The organism is Mycobacterium sp. NGS48, from assembly GCF_059812585.1.
Genome location: NZ_JCALCY010000001.1, coordinates 462,423 through 480,074 on the forward strand (window position 1 = coordinate 462,423; position 17,652 = coordinate 480,074).

At 65.7% G+C, this 17,652-nt stretch carries 15 protein-coding genes and 4 pseudogenes; 13 read left to right on the forward strand and 6 right to left on the reverse strand.

Annotated features, from left to right (window positions below; translation table 11 throughout):
* Positions 1-101 precede the first annotated feature (101 nt).
* A complete protein-coding gene (locus tag AC5Y42_RS02285) occupies positions 102-593 on the forward strand; it encodes a DUF309 domain-containing protein (RefSeq protein ID WP_499895450.1) in 492 nt (163 codons plus the stop codon).
* 21 nt (positions 594-614) lie between these two features.
* On the forward strand, positions 615-1,553 hold the full coding sequence (locus AC5Y42_RS02290) for a class I SAM-dependent methyltransferase (protein WP_499895452.1): 939 nt from the start codon (positions 615-617) through the stop codon (positions 1,551-1,553).
* A gap of 18 nt (positions 1,554-1,571) precedes the next feature.
* On the opposite strand, the gene AC5Y42_RS02295 is transcribed toward AC5Y42_RS02290, so the two are convergent.
* The 3 genes from AC5Y42_RS02295 to AC5Y42_RS02305 all read right to left on the reverse strand — a co-directional run bounded on the left by AC5Y42_RS02295 (position 1,572) and on the right by AC5Y42_RS02305 (position 4,750).
* Positions 1,572-2,000 (reverse strand): type II toxin-antitoxin system VapC family toxin, encoded by a 429-nt coding sequence (locus AC5Y42_RS02295; protein ID WP_499895453.1) that lies wholly within the window; start codon positions 1,998-2,000, stop codon positions 1,572-1,574.
* Positions 1,997-2,248 (reverse strand): FitA-like ribbon-helix-helix domain-containing protein, encoded by a 252-nt coding sequence (locus AC5Y42_RS02300; RefSeq protein ID WP_499895454.1) that lies wholly within the window; start codon positions 2,246-2,248, stop codon positions 1,997-1,999. The genes AC5Y42_RS02295 and AC5Y42_RS02300 overlap by 4 nt, the downstream gene beginning before the upstream one ends.
* 138 nt (positions 2,249-2,386) lie before the next feature.
* Positions 2,387-4,750 carry a lysylphosphatidylglycerol synthase transmembrane domain-containing protein gene (locus AC5Y42_RS02305; protein ID WP_499895456.1) on the reverse strand — a complete coding sequence of 788 codons (2,364 nt, stop codon included), beginning with the start codon at positions 4,748-4,750 and terminating at the stop codon, positions 2,387-2,389.
* Between the two features lie 116 nt (positions 4,751-4,866).
* On the opposite strand from AC5Y42_RS02305, the pseudogene AC5Y42_RS02310 reads away from it, so the two are divergent.
* From AC5Y42_RS02310 to vapC, 7 genes and pseudogenes are all read left to right on the forward strand, one after another.
* Positions 4,867-7,167, forward strand: a pseudogene (locus tag AC5Y42_RS02310) (GH92 family glycosyl hydrolase); the annotation flags it as partial.
* A 31-nt stretch (positions 7,168-7,198) separates the two neighbouring features.
* A complete protein-coding gene (locus AC5Y42_RS02315; protein ID WP_499895458.1) occupies positions 7,199-8,074 on the forward strand; it encodes a DMT family transporter in 876 nt (291 codons plus the stop codon).
* 53 nt (positions 8,075-8,127) lie between these two features.
* A pseudogene (locus tag AC5Y42_RS02320) lies at positions 8,128-8,528 on the forward strand (PIN domain-containing protein).
* Between the two features lie 130 nt (positions 8,529-8,658).
* On the forward strand, positions 8,659-8,928 hold the full coding sequence (locus AC5Y42_RS02325) for a type II toxin-antitoxin system VapB family antitoxin (protein WP_499895460.1): 270 nt from the start codon (positions 8,659-8,661) through the stop codon (positions 8,926-8,928).
* Positions 8,925-9,323, forward strand: a complete 399-nt coding sequence (locus tag AC5Y42_RS02330) for a type II toxin-antitoxin system VapC family toxin (RefSeq protein ID WP_499895461.1) — start codon at positions 8,925-8,927, stop codon at positions 9,321-9,323. Before AC5Y42_RS02325 ends, AC5Y42_RS02330 begins: the two co-directional genes overlap by 4 nt.
* A gap of 167 nt (positions 9,324-9,490) precedes the next feature.
* Entirely contained in the window at positions 9,491-9,688 is a 198-nt protein-coding gene (locus AC5Y42_RS02335; RefSeq protein ID WP_499895463.1) for a type II toxin-antitoxin system VapB family antitoxin, read from the forward strand.
* Positions 9,685-10,083 (forward strand): type II toxin-antitoxin system VapC family toxin, encoded by a 399-nt coding sequence (vapC, locus tag AC5Y42_RS02340; RefSeq protein ID WP_499895465.1) that lies wholly within the window; start codon positions 9,685-9,687, stop codon positions 10,081-10,083. The genes AC5Y42_RS02335 and vapC overlap by 4 nt, the downstream gene beginning before the upstream one ends.
* A gap of 38 nt (positions 10,084-10,121) precedes the next feature.
* On the opposite strand, the gene AC5Y42_RS02345 is transcribed toward vapC, so the two are convergent.
* Positions 10,122-10,367 carry a type II toxin-antitoxin system TacA family antitoxin gene (locus AC5Y42_RS02345; protein WP_499895467.1) on the reverse strand — a complete coding sequence of 82 codons (246 nt, stop codon included), beginning with the start codon at positions 10,365-10,367 and terminating at the stop codon, positions 10,122-10,124.
* Positions 10,368-10,560: 193 nt separating this feature from the next.
* On the opposite strand from AC5Y42_RS02345, the gene AC5Y42_RS02350 reads away from it, so the two are divergent.
* Together AC5Y42_RS02350 and AC5Y42_RS02355 are read left to right on the forward strand one after the other, a co-directional pair.
* Entirely contained in the window at positions 10,561-11,358 is a 798-nt protein-coding gene (locus AC5Y42_RS02350; RefSeq protein ID WP_499895469.1) for a hypothetical protein, read from the forward strand.
* A gap of 28 nt (positions 11,359-11,386) precedes the next feature.
* A pseudogene (locus tag AC5Y42_RS02355) lies at positions 11,387-12,274 on the forward strand (ADP-ribosylglycohydrolase family protein); the annotation flags it as partial.
* Positions 12,275-12,889: 615 nt separating this feature from the next.
* Here AC5Y42_RS02355 and tpx read toward each other — a convergent pair.
* Positions 12,890-13,393 carry a thiol peroxidase gene (gene tpx, locus AC5Y42_RS02360; RefSeq protein WP_499895471.1) on the reverse strand — a complete coding sequence of 168 codons (504 nt, stop codon included), beginning with the start codon at positions 13,391-13,393 and terminating at the stop codon, positions 12,890-12,892.
* Positions 13,394-13,451: 58 nt separating this feature from the next.
* On the opposite strand from tpx, the gene AC5Y42_RS02365 reads away from it, so the two are divergent.
* Both AC5Y42_RS02365 and AC5Y42_RS02370 read left to right on the forward strand, forming a co-directional pair.
* Positions 13,452-13,721, forward strand: coding sequence for a hypothetical protein (locus AC5Y42_RS02365; protein ID WP_499895472.1), 270 nt, complete (start codon positions 13,452-13,454; stop codon positions 13,719-13,721).
* A gap of 310 nt (positions 13,722-14,031) precedes the next feature.
* Entirely contained in the window at positions 14,032-15,957 is a 1,926-nt protein-coding gene (locus AC5Y42_RS02370) for a DNA/RNA helicase domain-containing protein (protein ID WP_499895474.1), read from the forward strand.
* 212 nt (positions 15,958-16,169) lie between these two features.
* On the opposite strand, the pseudogene AC5Y42_RS02375 reads toward AC5Y42_RS02370, so the two are convergent.
* A pseudogene (locus AC5Y42_RS02375) lies at positions 16,170-17,563 on the reverse strand (ISNCY family transposase).
* Positions 17,564-17,652: the final 89 nt, after the last annotated feature.

A 17,652-nucleotide genomic window follows, 5' to 3' on the forward strand; every position in this document is an offset into this window, starting at 1 on the left:
GCAGGCCGCCAAGTCGCTCAGAGGCGGGCACATCGGCACATGCCAAAGATTCTGAGACGCCTGGGACCGTCATTCGGGGCGGCGCACGCCATGATGGATGGATGGCCGAACGCGATCGGGACGAATCCGGGCGAGCCCGCAATGCTCGCCCGCGCGATGCGCTGGGCCGGCCGCTTCCCTATGGCAGTGACGGCATACCCCGCATTCCCGACGACCTCGAGCTGAGCCCGGCGGAAACCCTGACCTATGCGCAGCAGCTGTTGGATCAGGGCATGGCCTTCAACGCCCACGAGGTGCTTGAGGCGGCTTGGAAGAACGGGCCCGACGACGAGCGATCCCTCTGGCAAGGCCTGGCCCAGCTCGCGGTGGGCCTCACCCACGTCCAGCGCGGCAACCCCAAGGGTGCCATCAGCCTGCTGCGCAGCGCCTCAGGTCGTCTTTCGCGCAGCGACGGCCGCTACGACATCGACGTCGATGGCTTGACGGATTTCGCCGACGCGCTGGTCAGCGACCTCACCGCCGGCATCGAGGTCACCGCGGATCGGCTACGACCCTGCCTCACAGAAAGCTCACGTACCGTCGGCGACGAGTAGTGCTGGTGAGGAGGAGCGACGGTGCCGAGAAGCGACAACGACACATGGGACATCACCGAAAGTGTGGGCGCGACGGCGCTCGGTGTGGCCGCGGCGCGCGCCGCGGAAACCGAGAGCGAGAACCCGCTGATCGACGATCCGTTCGCGCGGGTCTTCCTCGACGCCGCCGGCGAAGGCATGTGGACCTGGTTCGCGGCTCCCAACCTGCCCGATGAGGTCATCGAAGCTGCCCCGGAACTGCCGCTGCGGATGCAATCGATGCTCAACTACATGGCTTCCCGCACAGCGTTTTTCGACCGGTTCTTCATCGATGCGGCCAACGCCGGCGTGCGACAGGCGGTGATTTTGGCGGCCGGGCTGGATTCGCGGTCGTGGCGGCTTCCGTGGCCCGACGGGATGATTGTCTACGAGCTCGACCAGCCCAAGGTGCTCGAGTTCAAGTCGTCGACCCTTTGGCAAACCGGCGCCAAGCCGACCGCCGGGCTGGTCAACGTCACCGTCGACCTGCGGCAGGACTGGCCAAAAGAGCTGCAGCAGGCCGGGTTTGATCCCGCCGCGCCGAGTGTGTGGTCGGCCGAGGGGTTGCTGCCGTTTCTGCCGGCCGCCGCGCAGGACCTGTTGTTCGAGCGGATTCAGGAGTTGAGCGCGCCCGGCAGCCGGATTGCGGTGGAGGCGCCGGGCCCGGGCTTCAACGATGCGGACGTCCACGCCAAGCAGCGCAACCAGATGCAGCGGATCCGCGACATCATCGCCAAACTGGACGAGTCCCGCGACATCCCCGACGTCCAGGACCTGTGGTACATGGAGGATCGCACCGACGTCGGCGAGTGGCTGCGTGGACACGGCTGGGACGTCGACGTGGTGGCGGCCGAGAAGCTGATGGCCGGCTACAACCGCCCGCCGGCCGATGTCGAGGACTCGGCGCCGCACAGTCTGTTCGTATCGGCGCAGCGGTTGTAGCCGACGGCAACGCTCCGGTCAATCCGCTGTCAGGTGCCACGGGTTGATGACGGGTACACCGGCCGCTTCGAAGGGTGCGGTGTCTCGGGTGGCGACCGCCATGCCGTTGTTGGCCGCTGTTGCTGCGATATACCCGTCTGCGGCGCCGATCGCGATTCCGGCCGCCCGGGCCTTGGTCATCAGGTCCGCGTAGCTCTGGGAGGCAGATAGATCGAACGCCAAAACCCGCCCGGCAAATAAGGGCAGCACGCGGCGTTCCAGGTTTTCATGTAGACGGGCCCGGCGCTGGCCGGCCGACAACGAGGCAACACCGAAGCGCAGTTCAGCAACTGTTATGGCGGATAGGAAGAGCGTTTCGATCGGCTGGGCGTCCATCCATTCGACGACACGCGTATCCGGGGCTGTGCGCAGCGGCTCTGAGATGACGTTCGTGTCGACCAAAATCATGGGATGCTGATCGGCTGAGCCGGCGTGCTGTCACGCTGCTCAAAGACCGCGAAGTCCTCATCGGTGAGTTTGGCACGGCGGCCGATGTCAGCCAGCAGGGAACCGAGCTTGATGCGGCCCTCTGGCTTTACTGCTTCTTCCAAGATGGCGCGGACCTCGGCTTCCGTACTGCGGCCGTGCAGCGCAGCACGTACCCGAAGAGCACGGTGCACCTCGGTAGGCAAGTTGCGCACTGTTAGGACCGACACAAGTCATTTCTTCCATCTGCAGTCGATGCAGTCATTATATGCATATGCATGCAACGTGGGCGCTCCGGTGGGAGAGCGCCCCTTCGCGCCGACGCTACGGGTGCGGCATAGCCGACGCACTTCAGCCGACGGCGGCTGTTAGATCATTTCGTTGCGGGTGAGCCAGCGCATCACCGGCCAGCCGACGAAAACCGGTAGCCAACAGGTCAATACGCGATACAGCAACACGGACGGCACGCCGACCGCGGCAGGGACGCCGAAGGCGGCCAGCCCACCGATCAGCGCCGCTTCGACGGCGCCCACCCCGCCGGGAGTGGGCGCGGCTGAGGCCAGCGTCCCGCCGACCATCGTCACCACGGTGACGGCGACGAAGGTGGTGCCACCGCCAAAGGCTTCGACGCTGGCCCACAGCGCCAACGCCGCACCGAGAGTCGTTCCGGCAGCACCTAATACGATCAGCGCCAGTCGTTTCGGTTCACGGGAGAGCGCGGCGAGGTCGCTGCTCACCTCGGTCAACTTGGGCCGCATCTCGGTGGCCAGCCAGCGCCGCAGCCTGGGGACGGCCAGGAATACGCCCACCGCGCCCAGCGCCACGCCCGCGATCAGGTACAGCACGGTGGCACTCGGCACGAAGTGCGACAGATCGGTCGAGGCGCCGGCCGCGGTGCTGAACAGGATCAGCAACGCGATGTGGACGATCACCTGGACCGACTGCTGCAGCGCCACCGCCGCGGTGGCCCGCACCGCGTTGAGTGCGCCCTTCTGCAAAAACCGGGTGCTCAGCGCCAGCCCGCCCACGCCGGCCGGGGTGGTAGTGGCCGCAAACGTGTTGGCCACCTGCATAATCGAGAGGTTCTTGAAGCTCACCAACCCGTCGGCGCAGGCCCACAGTGCTGCTGCCGCGCCGACATACGTCAACGCTGACACCGCCAACCCCAGCAGTGCCCACCACCAGTTCGCCCGGCCCAGTTCGGAAAAGAATGTCGGCACGGTGCTGATAAATGGATAGGCCACGTAGACCAGCGCCACCAGCAACACCAGTTGGATGAGTTGGCTGCGGGTGAACCGGGTAATTGTCGCGGCCTGGATTTGATCGGCCCCGGTTTGGTGCATCACCTCCGTGCGGGCCTGAGCGATGACAGCGCGCGGATCGGTCACCGCATCTCGGATACGCCGGGGCACAGCGGTTTTGGTGAGTCGGCGCGACGCGGTCAGCACGGTGTCCTTGCCGAACGCGTCGATGGCCGCGCTTACCGCCGATTGCGCACCATAGCGCGCCGAGGTGGTCACCAACAGCTGGGCGATGTCGGATTGCAGTTGGACGTCGGTGGCACCGTATTCGGCGTGGCGGTACCCGCCGAACAGCACGGCGCCCTCGTCGACCGTGATCTCGCTGCCACGCAAGTCACCATGCGCGATCTGGTGATCGTGCAGGCTGCGCAGCGCCGTCCACACCCGGGCAGCCGGAGTCGTCGCGCACTCATCGATCGCAGCACCACGAGCGGGCTTGTGCGCGTACAACGTCCAGCCGCGGTCGAGCGCACCGACGGCGATCGTCGATGTGTTGGCAAGCCCGACATCGCCGATGGCAATCGAGAGCAGCGCGCGATGTTCGACGGCGCGTTGCAGGGAGGCGTGCAGCGGCGCGGTCTCGCTGCGGCGCAGTCTGAACTTGCGCCAGAGTTGGCGCAGTGCGCCGCCGCTGCGTTGATGCGGGCCGTACAGCTCGATCACCGCTGGATGCTCGGCGGCGGCGGACAGGATCAGCGGCCCACGCCCGGCCGGCTGCAGCACGGTGAGCCCGGAGACGACGAATCCGCGCTGCGCCAATGCGCGCACCGCACCGTCGAGCGGCACCTCCAGCGCCGGCGTCCCCGAGATCAGCACCACCAGCGCACCGACCCACCAGCCCACCGCCAGTCCCAGCAACGAGCGGGCCGGCACGATGGCACTGACCACGAGATGGATCGGCACGAAGGCCAGCAGCAGTGCCCACCACCAGCGTCGCCAGCGGGCGGGCAGCCAGGGTCCGGACACGGTGAGCATCGCGGCGAGCATCGCGATCCAGCGCGGGTCGTCGAGAAACTGCGACAGCACCGTGGACAGCCGGTCCCTGAGGTCGAAGTGCCAGCGGGGTGCGGCGATGCCTTTGCTGTTGATCGACAGCGGCAGGATGGCCAGCAGCCCGGCGGCCGCGTAGGCGCCGAGCAGTGTCCACTGCCGGGCGACGATCAGCCCGATCAGGATCATGAACGGCAACGCCAGGATCGCGATGCCGTAGGCCAGGTACACCAGATTGGACTGAGTGGGGGAGAGCAACCCGATGATCTGCGAGACAGATTTCTCCAGCGTCATCCACTGCCTGCGGGTGATCAACGAGCTGGCGATCACGACCGCGAGGAACAGCCCGGCCAGCACCAGCCGCAGGATGTCGTTGGTGCGCCGGGTCAGCGGTTGCAGCAAGCTGCCGGACACGGTGATCTCGCGTCCGTCGACTCGCATGTCTCAATGGTCCTATGGTTCGGCGCCGCGGCTGGCGGCGGCTCGCCGCCAACTTAGCCGGATACCGGCGTCGTAGAAACACCTCCGGAGCAGACAGCTTTGCAGTAGAGACAGTTATGCGGTCACGAAGGCCCTTCGCCGTGCTTGTCGCGGTGGTGTGCATGGTGATGTGGGTTGCGCCCGTCGCTCACGCTGAAGAGGCCGGGTTCGTCGCGCACCCAGTGAGCTACGTCGACACGCTGATCGGCACCGGGACCGGCGGCGAGATGGTCGGGGAGATCAACAACTTCCCCGGTGCTTCGGTGCCGTTCGGGATGGTGCAGTACTCGCCGGACACCACCCGCACCTACGCCGGCTACAACCACGCCAACGAGCGCTCCACCGGATTCAGCATGACCCACGCCTCGGTGGGCTGCGCGGCGTTCGGCGACATTCCGATGCTGCCGACCACCACTCCGATCGGCGCGCAACCGTGGCACGCCTGGGAGCGGATCGCCCACGACGACACCGAAGTGGGGGTGCCCGGCTACTACACCGTGCGCTTCCCTGACACCGGCGTGATCGCCGAACTCACCGCCACGACCCGCACCGGCGTCGGCCGGTTCCGCTATCCCGACGACGGCCGGCCCGCCCTGCTCCAGGTGCGCCCGGGCGGATCGATCGCGGGCAACTCCGCGGCCAGCATCGCGATCGGCGAGGACAACACCACGATCACCGGATCGGCGACCACCGGGGGTTTCTGCGGTGCAAAGAACACCTACACCGTGTATTTCGCGATGACGTTCAGCCGGCCGTTCACCTCCTACGGCACCTGGGACGGCGACTCGGTTTCGGCCGGTGCCCGCAGCGCGGAGTCGAAACACAGTGGGGGATACGTCCAGTTTCCGGCCGGCTCGGTGCTCGAAGTGCGGACCGCGCTGTCATACGTCAGTGTCGAGGGAGCGCAGGCGAACCTGGCCGCCGAGGGCCGAGCAAGCTTCGACGACGCTCGTGCTGCCGCTTCCAACGAATGGAACGCGATGCTGTCACGCATCGCGGTGGCCGGCGGCAACGACGCCGACATCACAACCTTCTACACCGCGCTGTATCGATCGTTCTTGCACCCCAACACTTTCAACGACGTCGACGGACGCTACATCGGATTCGACGGGGTCATCCACGCCGTTGCCAAGGGGCACACCCAGTACGCCAACTTCTCCGACTGGGACACCTACCGCTGCCTGGCTGCGTTGCAGGCACTGCTGTTTCCACAGCGAGCCAGCGACATGGCGCAGTCGCTGGTGAACGACGCCGCGCAGAGCGGGTCGTTTCCGCGTTGGGCCCTGGCGAATTCGTCGACCGGCATCATGACCGGAGATAACCCGGCTCCGCTCATCGTCAACCTCTACACTTACGGTGCAACGGATTTCGACGTGAAAACCACGCTGTACTTCATGGTGAAGACGGCGACCGACGGCGGTGCCGGACGCGACGGCTACGTGGAGCGACCGGGAATCACCAGCTACCTCACGCATGGCTACGCGCCGCAGACCCAGGCGTTCGGCGCCGGCCACGACATCGCCGGCGCTTCGATCACGCTGGAGTGGTCGGTGGACGACTTCACCATCTCCCGATTCGCCGACGCACTCGGATACACCGCGATCGCCGCCGAATTCGGCAATCGGGCGCAGTATTGGCACAACGTGTTCAATCCGGCCACCGGGTACATCTCGCCCCGCAGTGCCGACGGCGCGTTTCCCGACGGCCCCGGGTTCGTCGAACCTGCCTCAGAGGCGTTCGGCCAGGCCGGGTTCGACGAGGGCAACGCCGAGCAATACCTCTGGCTGGTCCCGCAGAATGTCGACGGACTCGTGGCCGCGCTCGGCGGCCGCCAGGCGGCAGTCGACCGGCTGGACCGCTTCACGACCGAACTCAATGTCGGCCCCAACCAGCCGTATCTGTGGATCGGCAACGAGCCGGACTTCGGGGTGCCGTGGCTCTACAACTACATCGGCCAACCGTGGAAGACCCAACAGACGGTCGACCGGGTGCGTCGCGAACTGTTCGGCCCCACGCCCGACGGCGAGCCGGGCAACGACGACTTGGGCGCGGAGTCCAGCTGGTACGTGTGGGCCGCTCTTGGCCTGTACCCAGCTACGCCGGGAACGCCGATCCTCACGGTGAACACGCCGCTGTTCGACCGCGCCGAGATCGCGCTGCCCGCAGGACAATTCATCCGCATTTCCGCGCCCGGTGCATCGAACGGCTTGACGTACATCAACGGCCTGGCGATCGACGGCCAGCCCACCGATCAGACCTATCTTCCGGAGTCGATCATCCACACGGGCGGCGACCTCGCGTTCTCGCTCTCGCCGGTCCCGAACCGGGCGTGGGGCAGCGCCGAATCCGCCGCGCCGCCGTCGTTCGGTGGAGGCAGCGAAGGAGCATGACTGGCCGTATCGTCGGTGTGTGCTGACCGGGTTACTGCTCGCGCTCTGCTGCTCGGTGTGCTACGGCACGGCGACGGTGCTGCAGGCGATGGCGACGCGATCGGTGGAAGCCGGCAGCGGCTCGGGTATCGACGCGGTGTTGCTGTTGCGCGCCGTGCGGCAGTGGCGCTATCTAGCCGGCTTCGGCCTGGACGGCCTCGGCTTTGTACTACAGGTGGTGGCGCTGCGCTTGGTGCCGATCTACATCGTCGCCGCGGCGATCGCCGCCTCGCTGGCAGTCACCGCCATCGTGGCCGCGTGGCTGCTGTCGGCGCGCCTGTCATCAGTCGAGTGGACAGCCGTGGCCGTGGTCTGTGCGGGCCTGGCGATGCTGGGGCTCGCTGCCGGACCGGAGGGTTCCCGGCGCGGGCCGGCCGGGCTCGCCTGGGCCCTGCTGGGGGTGGTCGCCGCGGTGTTCGTCGCCGGCGCTGTGGGAGGCCGATTGAGCGACCGCCCCCGCGCACTGGTTCTGGGGCTTGGCGCCGGAACCGGTTTCGGTGTCGTCGAGGTCGGCGTGCGCCTGGTCGATCCGATCGATCCCACCGCAGCCACGTTCTATACCAACCCGGCTCTGTACGCGGTGCTCGCAGGCGGGACCGCAGGGTTTCTGTTGCTGACGTCTGCGCTGAACCGCGGATCTGTGACGACGGCTGTCGCGGGAATGGTTGTGGGAGAAACGATCGGGCCGGCGCTCATCGGAGTGGTATGGCTCGGTGACCGCACTCGCGGCGGCCTCGGCTGGATGGTTTTCGTCGGCTTCGCCATAGCAGTCGCCGGAACACTGGTGCTGGCCCGATTCGGCGAAGCGCCTGCTGCTGAACCTACGAAGAACCTGCCGACGCAGCCACACGTGTAATAGCCGGCTCATTGCGGCGGCGAGACGAAACTCACCTGCCCGCTGTTGGGCGGATGAACCACCGTGATGCCGACGTCGGTGCAGGCTTGGATGCCGGGACGTGGCTGCGGGTCGGTAGGCCAATTCCGTTGTCCGGCAACGTAGAACAACGCTGCCGAGTTGGGTTTTGCGCCGGGGCTAAACCGGCTTTGATAGATGCCGCTCGCTGCGACTTTCGTGTCAACCGCCGCTGGTGGCGTTGCCGGTTGAATACCTCACGCCGTCGATCGAAGATGGAGCCCTAGAAGTTCAGCTACTGCTCGCTGACAAAGGGATGCACCGTGGGCCCTCGATACCCGACCTGATCATTGCCGCGACCGCCGAGCTCACAGGCTTGATCGTCCTACACGTCGACAAGGACTTCGACGTCATCGCAAATGTCACAGGGCAATCAATGGAGCGACTGAATACCTGATGGGTTGCGCCGGGTTCCCACTACGTCATTACACAGGGTCAAATGCTGGACGACGACTGACCAAGCAGCGATTTGGTCCGGACGATTCGCAGCGTATAGACGCTATATACGGATACGGTATCTTTATACCATGGGGTTGAACATCAAGAATGAGCACACCACCGCACTGGTGCGAGAACTGGCCCAACGGACCGGCCTGACCCAGACCGGCGCGATCGAGGCGGCGGTGCAGGCCAAGCTGACCGAACTCGACCGCGGCCAGACCGCACAGGATGATGCGCGGCGGGTGAAGGCACAGCAATTGCTGGATGAGTTGCGCACGTCGCTCACCGACGCCGAGCGCGCGGAACTCAAAGCCGCCGAGCGACAACTCTATGACGACGCCGGACTACCTTCGTGATCGTCGACACCTCGGCGATCGTCGCGATCGTCCTGGGCGAAACACACTCCGACGGTCTCGCCGCGGCTTTGGCCGACACGCCGGCACCGAAGATGTCGGCGGCAACCGCCGTAGAAGTCAACGCCGTTCTGACCCGCCGCCTGCGGCCCGAGGACCAACGACGGGTCGAGCGTCTGCTCGAGGTGTGGGAAATCGAACTGGTGCCGTTCGATGCGCAGCAAGCCGAAATCGCCAGCAGGGCTTACCGCGATTTCGGCCGCGGCAGCGGGCATCCGGCGGCGCTCAACCTCGGCGATTGTTTTTCCTACGCCCTGGCGCAGGTGACCGGTGAGCCATTGCTATACGTGGGTGGCGATTTCGTTCACACCGACATCAGCGCCGCTTTCCCGGTGTAGGCGGCACAACATCAGACGCATAAATGCGTAATGGCCACAGCAGCCTCGGCAGTCACCGCGGGGAAGGATTTATTGATGTGCCCGCCTTTGCGCGACAAGACGATCAGTGCCACAGCGGTCGTGCGGGCACGCCTGCCTTACACAACACCTGGTGTAAGTTGATGTGTATGCGGACCAACATTGACATCGACGACGAGGTCTTGCGGGAGGCCCAACGCTTGGTCGGGATGCGGACGAAGCGTGAGACGGTGAACCTGGCACTGCGTGAACTGGTTGCCCGGCATCGCCAGATCGGCATCCTTGAACTGCGCGGGAAGGTGCACTGGGAAGGCGATTTGGCGCAGAGTCGTCGCGGCCGGTCGTGATCGTTGTCGACACCAGCGTCTGGATTGACGTATTGAACGATGCCCCCTCCACCCAGGCCCAGCGTTGTGTGGAGCTGATTGAATCGGGAGAACCCATCGCCCTCACCGATGTCATCCTGACGGAGGTGCTCCAGGGGCTGCGGTCGGACCGGGAGGCGGCGTTGGTGGAGCGGCATTTGCGCGCCTTTCCGATCCTTCGTCTGGAGGATGTTGATGATTTCGTGCTTGCCGCCAAGCTGTATCGCACGGCACGACGCGCCGGCGTGACCATCCGGAAGACGCTCGACTGTTTGATCGCCGCCCCTTGCGTGCGTACCGGTGCGCCGCTGCTGCATGCCGATCACGACTTCGACCGCCTTGCCGGCTGCACACCGCTTCGGATCTGGTCAAGCTGACACGGAGAACCGCAGGCGCGGGCCGGCATCGGTCAGAGTCACGTGGGAGTAGGGCCGCCGGCGAGCAAGTCGGAGAATGCTTGGCCGCTTCGCCGTGCACGATCGCCGCCGCCGTGAATGACGCCCAGTACGTCGCTGAAGTCCTCGTGCGGGTCGGCGGTCAGGACCGCGTCCGCGCGCTGGGTGGCAGCCTGGCGAATGAATTCCGACAACGAGACGCCGGTTATCGAAGCCGCGCGTTGCAGCCTCTTTTCGAGCTCGGGGTCCAGTCGGAGTGACTTCACGACGGTCAGCGTATCGCGCTAGATGCAGCCCGTGATACGCCTCCGGCAACCGCCTCGAAGCTCCACCCGCGGCGGACCCTACGGCCAGTGCAACCGGACTTGTCGGTACCCCGCGCTACCTTGATGTCGGCTTCATGAGACGCCGCCGGTAAGGGCGTTTCGCGGGGGAGGCATCGGGCATGAGGAGGTATCTATGGCGCATTTTCCGGATCACTCAGCGGCGGGATCGCGGGTCGTTTTGCTCGGCGACCACGACACGGTGCAGCACCGTGACGAGCTGTCCGGGCTTGCGGCGCAGCAGAACTGCGTCATCGCCGACGCTTTCGGGTTCGCGGAGGGCGCGGCGGCGTCGACCGATGACCTGACCGAGGTCGACGCGGTGGTCTCGGCGCTGGGTTGCGCGATCGCCGGCCGGATGGACGTCTGGGTGCCCTTCCTGTGCCCGGACCTCGGACGCGAGCAGCACTGGCGACGGCTGGGTCTGGTGCTGCAGCGCCACGGCCTCAACCTTCGGTTCGGCCGGCAACTCGAGTCGTTTCCGACCACCGGCGGGTACAGCGAGATCGACTTCGCGCTGCGGCGCGAAGTCCAGGTGGTCGACGAGCTCGACCATGCGGCGCTGGCGGCGGTGGGAGCCGAAAGCCTCGGGCGGGAAATCGAACTGGCGCTGGTGGCCGCGGGCGCCTCGGCGTCGGTGACGCCGACGGCGCGACGGGTTCCGTCGGGTGTTGGCACCGAGGCGAGTTCGGACACCGAAAGCGTTTCGGCGCCGATCCTTCCGGCGCCGACGACGCCGTGGTCGCAGCGTCAGCCGATGCTCAAGCGCTACGTGCGTTGGCTGGTGCACGGCTGCGGTGTCACGCAGGCGGCCACGGCGCGGGTGCTGAACTCGACGGGCCAGCGCACGCCCAAAGGCCGCCCCTGGCAGCCGGCGACGGTGTCAGCACTGCTCAACGGCCGCTACGACCACGGCGCCAAGGCCTGCCGGTGATCGACCCAGGCCCTGAAGGAGGTAACGCATGAAACTTGATGCCGCACAATTGGACCGGGCTTGTGGAGTGCTGCTGGCGACCGCCGCCGGCGACGCGTTGGGTGCACCGTTCGAGTTCGGCGACCCGCTGGGGCCCGACGCGAAGGTCGCGATCGATGACGAGGTCAGCACGCGTTCGATCTGGGAGACCGGTGAATGGACCGATGACACGTCGATGGCGATTGCGATCGCCGAGGTCGCGGAAACCGGCGTGGATCTGCGGGATGAGACCGCGCAAGACGCGGTCGTGCGCCGCTGGCATCAGTGGGCAAACGAGCCGGGCACCAAAGACGTCGGCATTCAAACTCGTGCGGTATTGAGTGCAGTGGGCCGGCAGGGACTCTCGGCGGCGGCCGCCCGCCAGGCGTCGTCGGCGGAGCACCGGCGGGAGGGCAGGAGCGCGGGCAACGGCTCGTTGATGCGGACCGCCCCAGTGGCGTTGGCCTACCTGCACGACGAAGTCGGTTTGGTGGAGGCGGCGCGCGCAATCAGCGCGCTAACTCACCATGAGCCGGACAACGCGGATGCGTGTGTGTTGTGGTGCTGCGCGATCCGCCACGGTGTCCTGACCGGTGACTTGGACGTGCGGATTGGGTTGGATCACCTCGATGCCGCGGCGCAGACCCGGTGGTCGGCGCTGATCGATACCGCCGAGCGGTCACAGCCGGCGGACTTCACCAAGAACGGGTGGGTGGTCGAGGCGCTGCAAGGAGCGTGGTCGGCGATCTCGACGACGCCGGTGCCGCAGGAGGATCCGGCAGCCGCGGTGTTCCACGCCGATCATCTGCGGTTGGCACTGGAAGCGGCCGTGCGTGGTGGGCGGGACACCGACACCGTCGCCGCGATCGCCGGTGGGCTGCTCGGCGCGGTGTGGGGCGCGTCGGCGGTGCCCGCGCAGTGGCGGCGCCGGCTGCACGGTTGGCCGGGGTGGAACGCGCGCAAGCTGGTCGCTGTCGCGACCACCATCGCGCTGCGCGGCCAACCGGATACCTTCGACTACGGCTACGCGACGATCCCAGAGCAGGGACCGCTCTTCAAGCATCCGCACGATGACGGGGTGTGGGTTGCCGGCGTGCGGGCGCTCAAGTCATTGCCCGACGGCGTCGGTGCGGTCGCATCACTGTGCCGGGTCGGCGATTTCGACCTGCCCGATACGGCCGAGCACCTGGACGTGCGGCTCATCGATCGGGTCGGCGAGAGCCCGAACCTCGACTTCGTGCTGTACGACACCGTGCGCGCGATCGAACAGTTCCGCGCCGAGGGCAAGACCGTGCTGTTCCACTGTGTGCAAGCGATCAGCCGCACGCCAACCATCGCGGCCCTCTACGGCGCGCGTCGCAAGGGCATCACCATCGAGGACGCGCTCAACGACGTCACCGCCCTGCTGCCAGGTGCGTGGCGAACGACGAATTCCGACGAGCGCTGCACCGGCTGCACCCGGAGCCGGACGCTGCGTCGTAGAGGCGGCCTGGCGCGGCTGAAGACAGCGGCGTTACGCCGAGGAGTTCACTGCGGACAGCGCCGCGTCGTAGTTGGGCTCCTGGGCAATTTCGGGGACAAGTTCCGAGTACGCGACCTTGCCGTCGGTGCCGATCACCACGACGGCGCGTGCCAGCAAGCCGGCCATCGGGCCGTCAGCCAGGGTGACGCCGTAGTCCTCGCCGAAGCTGTCGTGGAACGCCGATGCTGACTTGACGTTCTCGATGCCCTCGGCGCCGCAGAACCGCGCCTGCGCAAAGGGGAGGTCTTTGGAGACGCACAGTACCGAGGCACCGCTGCCGGCGGCACGCTCGTTAAAGGTCCGCACGCTGGTCGCGCACACCGGGGTGTCGATGGATGGAAAGATGTTGAGCAGCAGGGGCTTATCGCGGAACTGGTCGCTGCTGACCGCGCCGAGGTCGGTGCCGGTCAAGGTGAAGTCGGGAGCCGAGGAGCCGACGGCCGGGAGCTCGCCAACTGTGTTGATCGCATTTCCACGCAAAGTTATCTGTGCCATGGGGACAGTCTGCCAAGCGCCATCCGTTGCTTCGGACGAGGGTCCGTAGCACGGGTGGGTGTGCTGGATCGTCGTCACGAGCCACGCAGGCGAGGCACAAGTCAAGCGCTGGGTTCTGCCCCACCGCCATCCCTGGCTGCAGGCGGGATTGCGCGCCAAGGTCCCCATCGAGCCGACGGCCAACAGCCGGCGATCAGGCGACTTCAAGACACCCACTCAGGAGCTGAACACTATCCAGAAGCTTCGCGGGGAGGTCGCCCAGCCTGAAGCAACCATCCGCCAGCTCAAGCAGATCGTGCAGGTACTCGCACTTGAAAAACACGATTGAAGGACCGCAAACGGCGAGCGTCCCGCCAACGGACTCAGTGGTTCCCGACAGGAGGATGGGCCACAGGCAGCGTTCGGCGGGCGATCCACGACACGAGCGACAGTCGGCGCTAGTGCGGCCGTTCGGTTCGGACGGCATATTGCAGTGTTTCAAAGCCAACCCTGCCCTAACATGACCTCTGCGGCCCGACGGACTTCCCCGGCGTTCTGTAGCCGGCACGGATATGTCCCCACCCGCACGGATGTATTCGTGCTGCTCTGGGGACCTCGACGTGACGCTCATTCGGACGACTGCGGCTCGTGTTCGTGAAATGGCGCCTGAGTCATTGGTTGAGCAGTTGCTGGAGCAGATGCTGTATCGGACTGGTCGCCGGGCTGCACCCGCCGAGCAGGCCTCGTGGAAGCGCAGTCTTCCGGTCTTGGCTGCCGACCTTGCCGATGCTGGCCTCGGCGAGGTCGAGATGCTGGTCGAGTATCACCTTCCATTGACATCTCAACGGGCCGATGTCGTCCTCGCTGGCACTCACCCCCGGACGGGCGGGGTGTCATACGTCGTTGTCGAGTTGAAGCAGTGGTCAGCGGCCTACACTTTTGAAGGCGACCCGGAGATCGTTGAAGTGCCGGGGGCCCCTGGGGGACCGCGGCTGCATCCGGTGATTCAGGTGCGCGGCTACTGCGAGTACCTCCTGGACTTCGCGCGCGTGGTGGCGGATTATCCCGATTCGGTGGCCGGGATGGCCTATCTGCACAACGCCTCGAATCCCGCTCTGGTCAAAGATTTGCTGGCCGTGCCGATCTCTACGTCGGGCCGCCTCTTTACCGCAGGTGAAAAGGGTGCCATGCTCGACTTCCTTCGGTCTCGCCTAGCTCCGGGGCCCGGACGGCAGGCGGCCGATCTGTTGGTGAACTCTCCGGTGGCTCCGTCCAAACAGCTACTGAAGCTCGCTGCCGCGGAGATCCGCGACCGGCCGCAGTTCCGCTTGATCGGAAACCAGCAGCTGGCAGTCGATTTGGTCATGCACGCCGTCGAGCACGCGCGTGCCGGAAATAGCAAGCGGGTGATCGCTGTAACCGGCGGCCCCGGCAGCGGCAAGAGCGTCATCGCGCTGTCTCTTGTCGGCGAGTTGGCACGACGGGGCCGTACCGTCATCCATGCGACGGGGTCGCGCTCCTTCACCCAGACGCTCAGGAAGGTCGCCGCCGTCAGGGCTCCTAAGGTCAAAAGACTGTTCAAGTATTTCAATCAATTCATCACGGCTGATCCCAACGGCTTGGACGTCCTGGTCATGGATGAGGCTCATCGCATCCGGAAAACGTCGGTCGACCGGTTCACCCGCGCGGAGTTGCGCACCGATCGCTCGCAGATCGACGAACTCATCGCCGCTGCACGGGTCCCAGTTTTTCTGCTCGACGAACACCAAGTGGTGCGCCCCGGTGAGATGGGAACCCTCAAGCAGATCGAGCACCACGCACGGCACCTCGGACTCGACCTTCAGCATATTGAGCTCGGCGAACAGTTCCGCTGCGGTGAAAGTAGGGAATACGTGCACTGGGTGGTCGGGCTGCTTGGACTCGACGGCGCTCATCCACCGGTGGCATGGTCCGGTGATCCCCAGTTCCACGTCCGCTTTGCTGAGACTCCTGAGGAGTTGGAGCATTATCTGCTAAGCCAATCGCACCAGGGATACTCGGCACGTATCACAGCCGGGTATTGCTGGCCATGGAGCGACGCACGGAAAGACGGGACGCTCATGCCAGACGTTCGGATAGGGACGTGGTCGCGACCGTGGAACAGCAAGAGCGACAGGCGGGTCGGAGAGGTGCCTCCCAGCTCACTATGGGCGACTGACGACGGCGGATTCGAGCAGGTGGGCTGCATCTACACCGCCCAGGGTTTCGAATTCGACTGGAGCGGTGTGATTCTCGGACCCGATCTCGTGTGGCGCGACGGGCGGTTTGTGACGGTCCGCAGTGCAAATAGGGATCCCGAATTTCGAAACTCGAAGACAGTGCCCGACAACAGGTTCGATATCCTCGTGCGTCACGTTTACAAGGTCCTTCTGACGCGCGGGATGGTCGGAACAGTCATCTACTCCACCGACCGCGAGACGCGGGAGGCGCTACGCATGCTTGTCGCCGCTACTCAACGCGTGGAGCATTCCTGGCCTATGGCGGGGGTAGCCGCCGCCACAGATACCAGCGACTGCACGGAGGGCGGTCCGTTCGTAGCGGGGTAATCGCGCCGACGGTCCCACAGACAGGGAACGAGCGCAAGCGCCTGGGCTCAAGCACGAACGACTACTGCGATGAGGCGAGGAAGGCCCTAGCAAAGCATTAGGACTCCGGCAGCGGGTGCTTAGCTACTAAGACCTGAAAAAGGGTTTCGCCGGGATGGTGGCGGTCAGCGGTGACCGGGTTTTGGGTTGGCCGGTCGGCTGTGGTGTCGGTTTCATGCTGCCAGGGTGCTGATCTTGACCAAGTTGTGGGCGAACACGCCATGTCCGCACCAGGTTCGGACACCATCGATGCCGGTGAGGTGTGTGCGGTTCCAGCCGTAGCTTCGTTTGAGGTGGTTGATCCGGCCTTCGGATCCGGTGCGCCATTTGATTTTTTCGCGGAAGGATCGTCGGTGCTCGAACTCGCGACGGGCCGTACCGGGATTGCTCATCCGGGGAATTGCCGCGTTACGCACGCCGAGCTGGTGTAGGTCACGTTCGACCGACGCGAGACCGTAGCCGCGATCGGCTGTCACTGCCCGTGGTGAGCGCCCGGTTCAGCGGGTGATCCGTTTTGATCGCCGGCGCCAATTGCGGTGCACCGGTGGGGTTTCCGATCTCGACGCTGTGGTCGAGGATCACTCCGTCGGCGTTGTCAACAACCTGGGCTTTGTAGCCGAACTCGACCGGTTTGCCCAGCCGTCCCTTGCGGATCGGGCGAGCATCCACATCGTGGAGACTGACCACTCGCTGCGCCGACTCAGGCATTACCCCGGCCAAACGGCTGCGGGTCTGGGCCACCACCCGCTGGGTGCGCTCCACCACCGTGGTGAGGTGGTTGATCGCCTGGCTGAGCCGGCCCCGACGCGCCCCAACAGCAGCGCGCATCACGCGTTTGGCGTTGCGCAGTACCACCGCAGCCTCGCGAGAGACCTGCTCGGCGATGTCGGCGAACTCCCCAGTAATGCGCCGCACCGCGGCCTGGGACCTGATCACGCTGCTGCTGTCCACGCAGCCGCAGCTTGGACGCGATCGACCGAGCCCGTCGACCCGCCGCACGGCGCCGGTCACGAGCCCGGGTGCGGGTAGCACCGCCAGCGGCTTTGATCCGCGCGATGGTGCGACACATCGACCCGACCGCCTTGGCCAGCAGCCCCGAATCGGTCGGATAGCCGGCATCGGCCTCCACCACCGTGGTGTCGGCGCGCACCCGATCGGTACGCAGCAACTTGCCGGCGGCCGCCTTGGCCAACAGCGCCTCGTTGAGCCCGGCTATCGCGTCATCGCCACAACGGCCGGTGATCTTCATCAATGTCGTGGGATGCGGCACCCGCATACGCAGCGGAATCCGGCAAAACCGCTGCCAGGAGATCGAATCGGCCACCTCGCGACACAGCAGCTCATAGCCCAGCCGGTAGCGAAACTTCAATAACATCAATCGCAGATAAGTCTCCATCGGGATCGACGGGCGGCCGATCCGCGCATCGAAATACGCCGCGAACGGCGCGAAGAACACCGGATCGTCCAGCAGCGCATCCACCCGACCCAATTCCGTCGGCAACACCAACAGCTCCGGCGGCAAGATCGCGTCCCACAACGTCGCCTGGTCGATTACAATTCTGAACACGATGGCCTCGATCCCTTCTAGCCCAAGGGGTTGAGGCCATGTTCCCTGTCCAAGGCGTTCCAATCCCGAACCAACGCGCCGACTTCAGG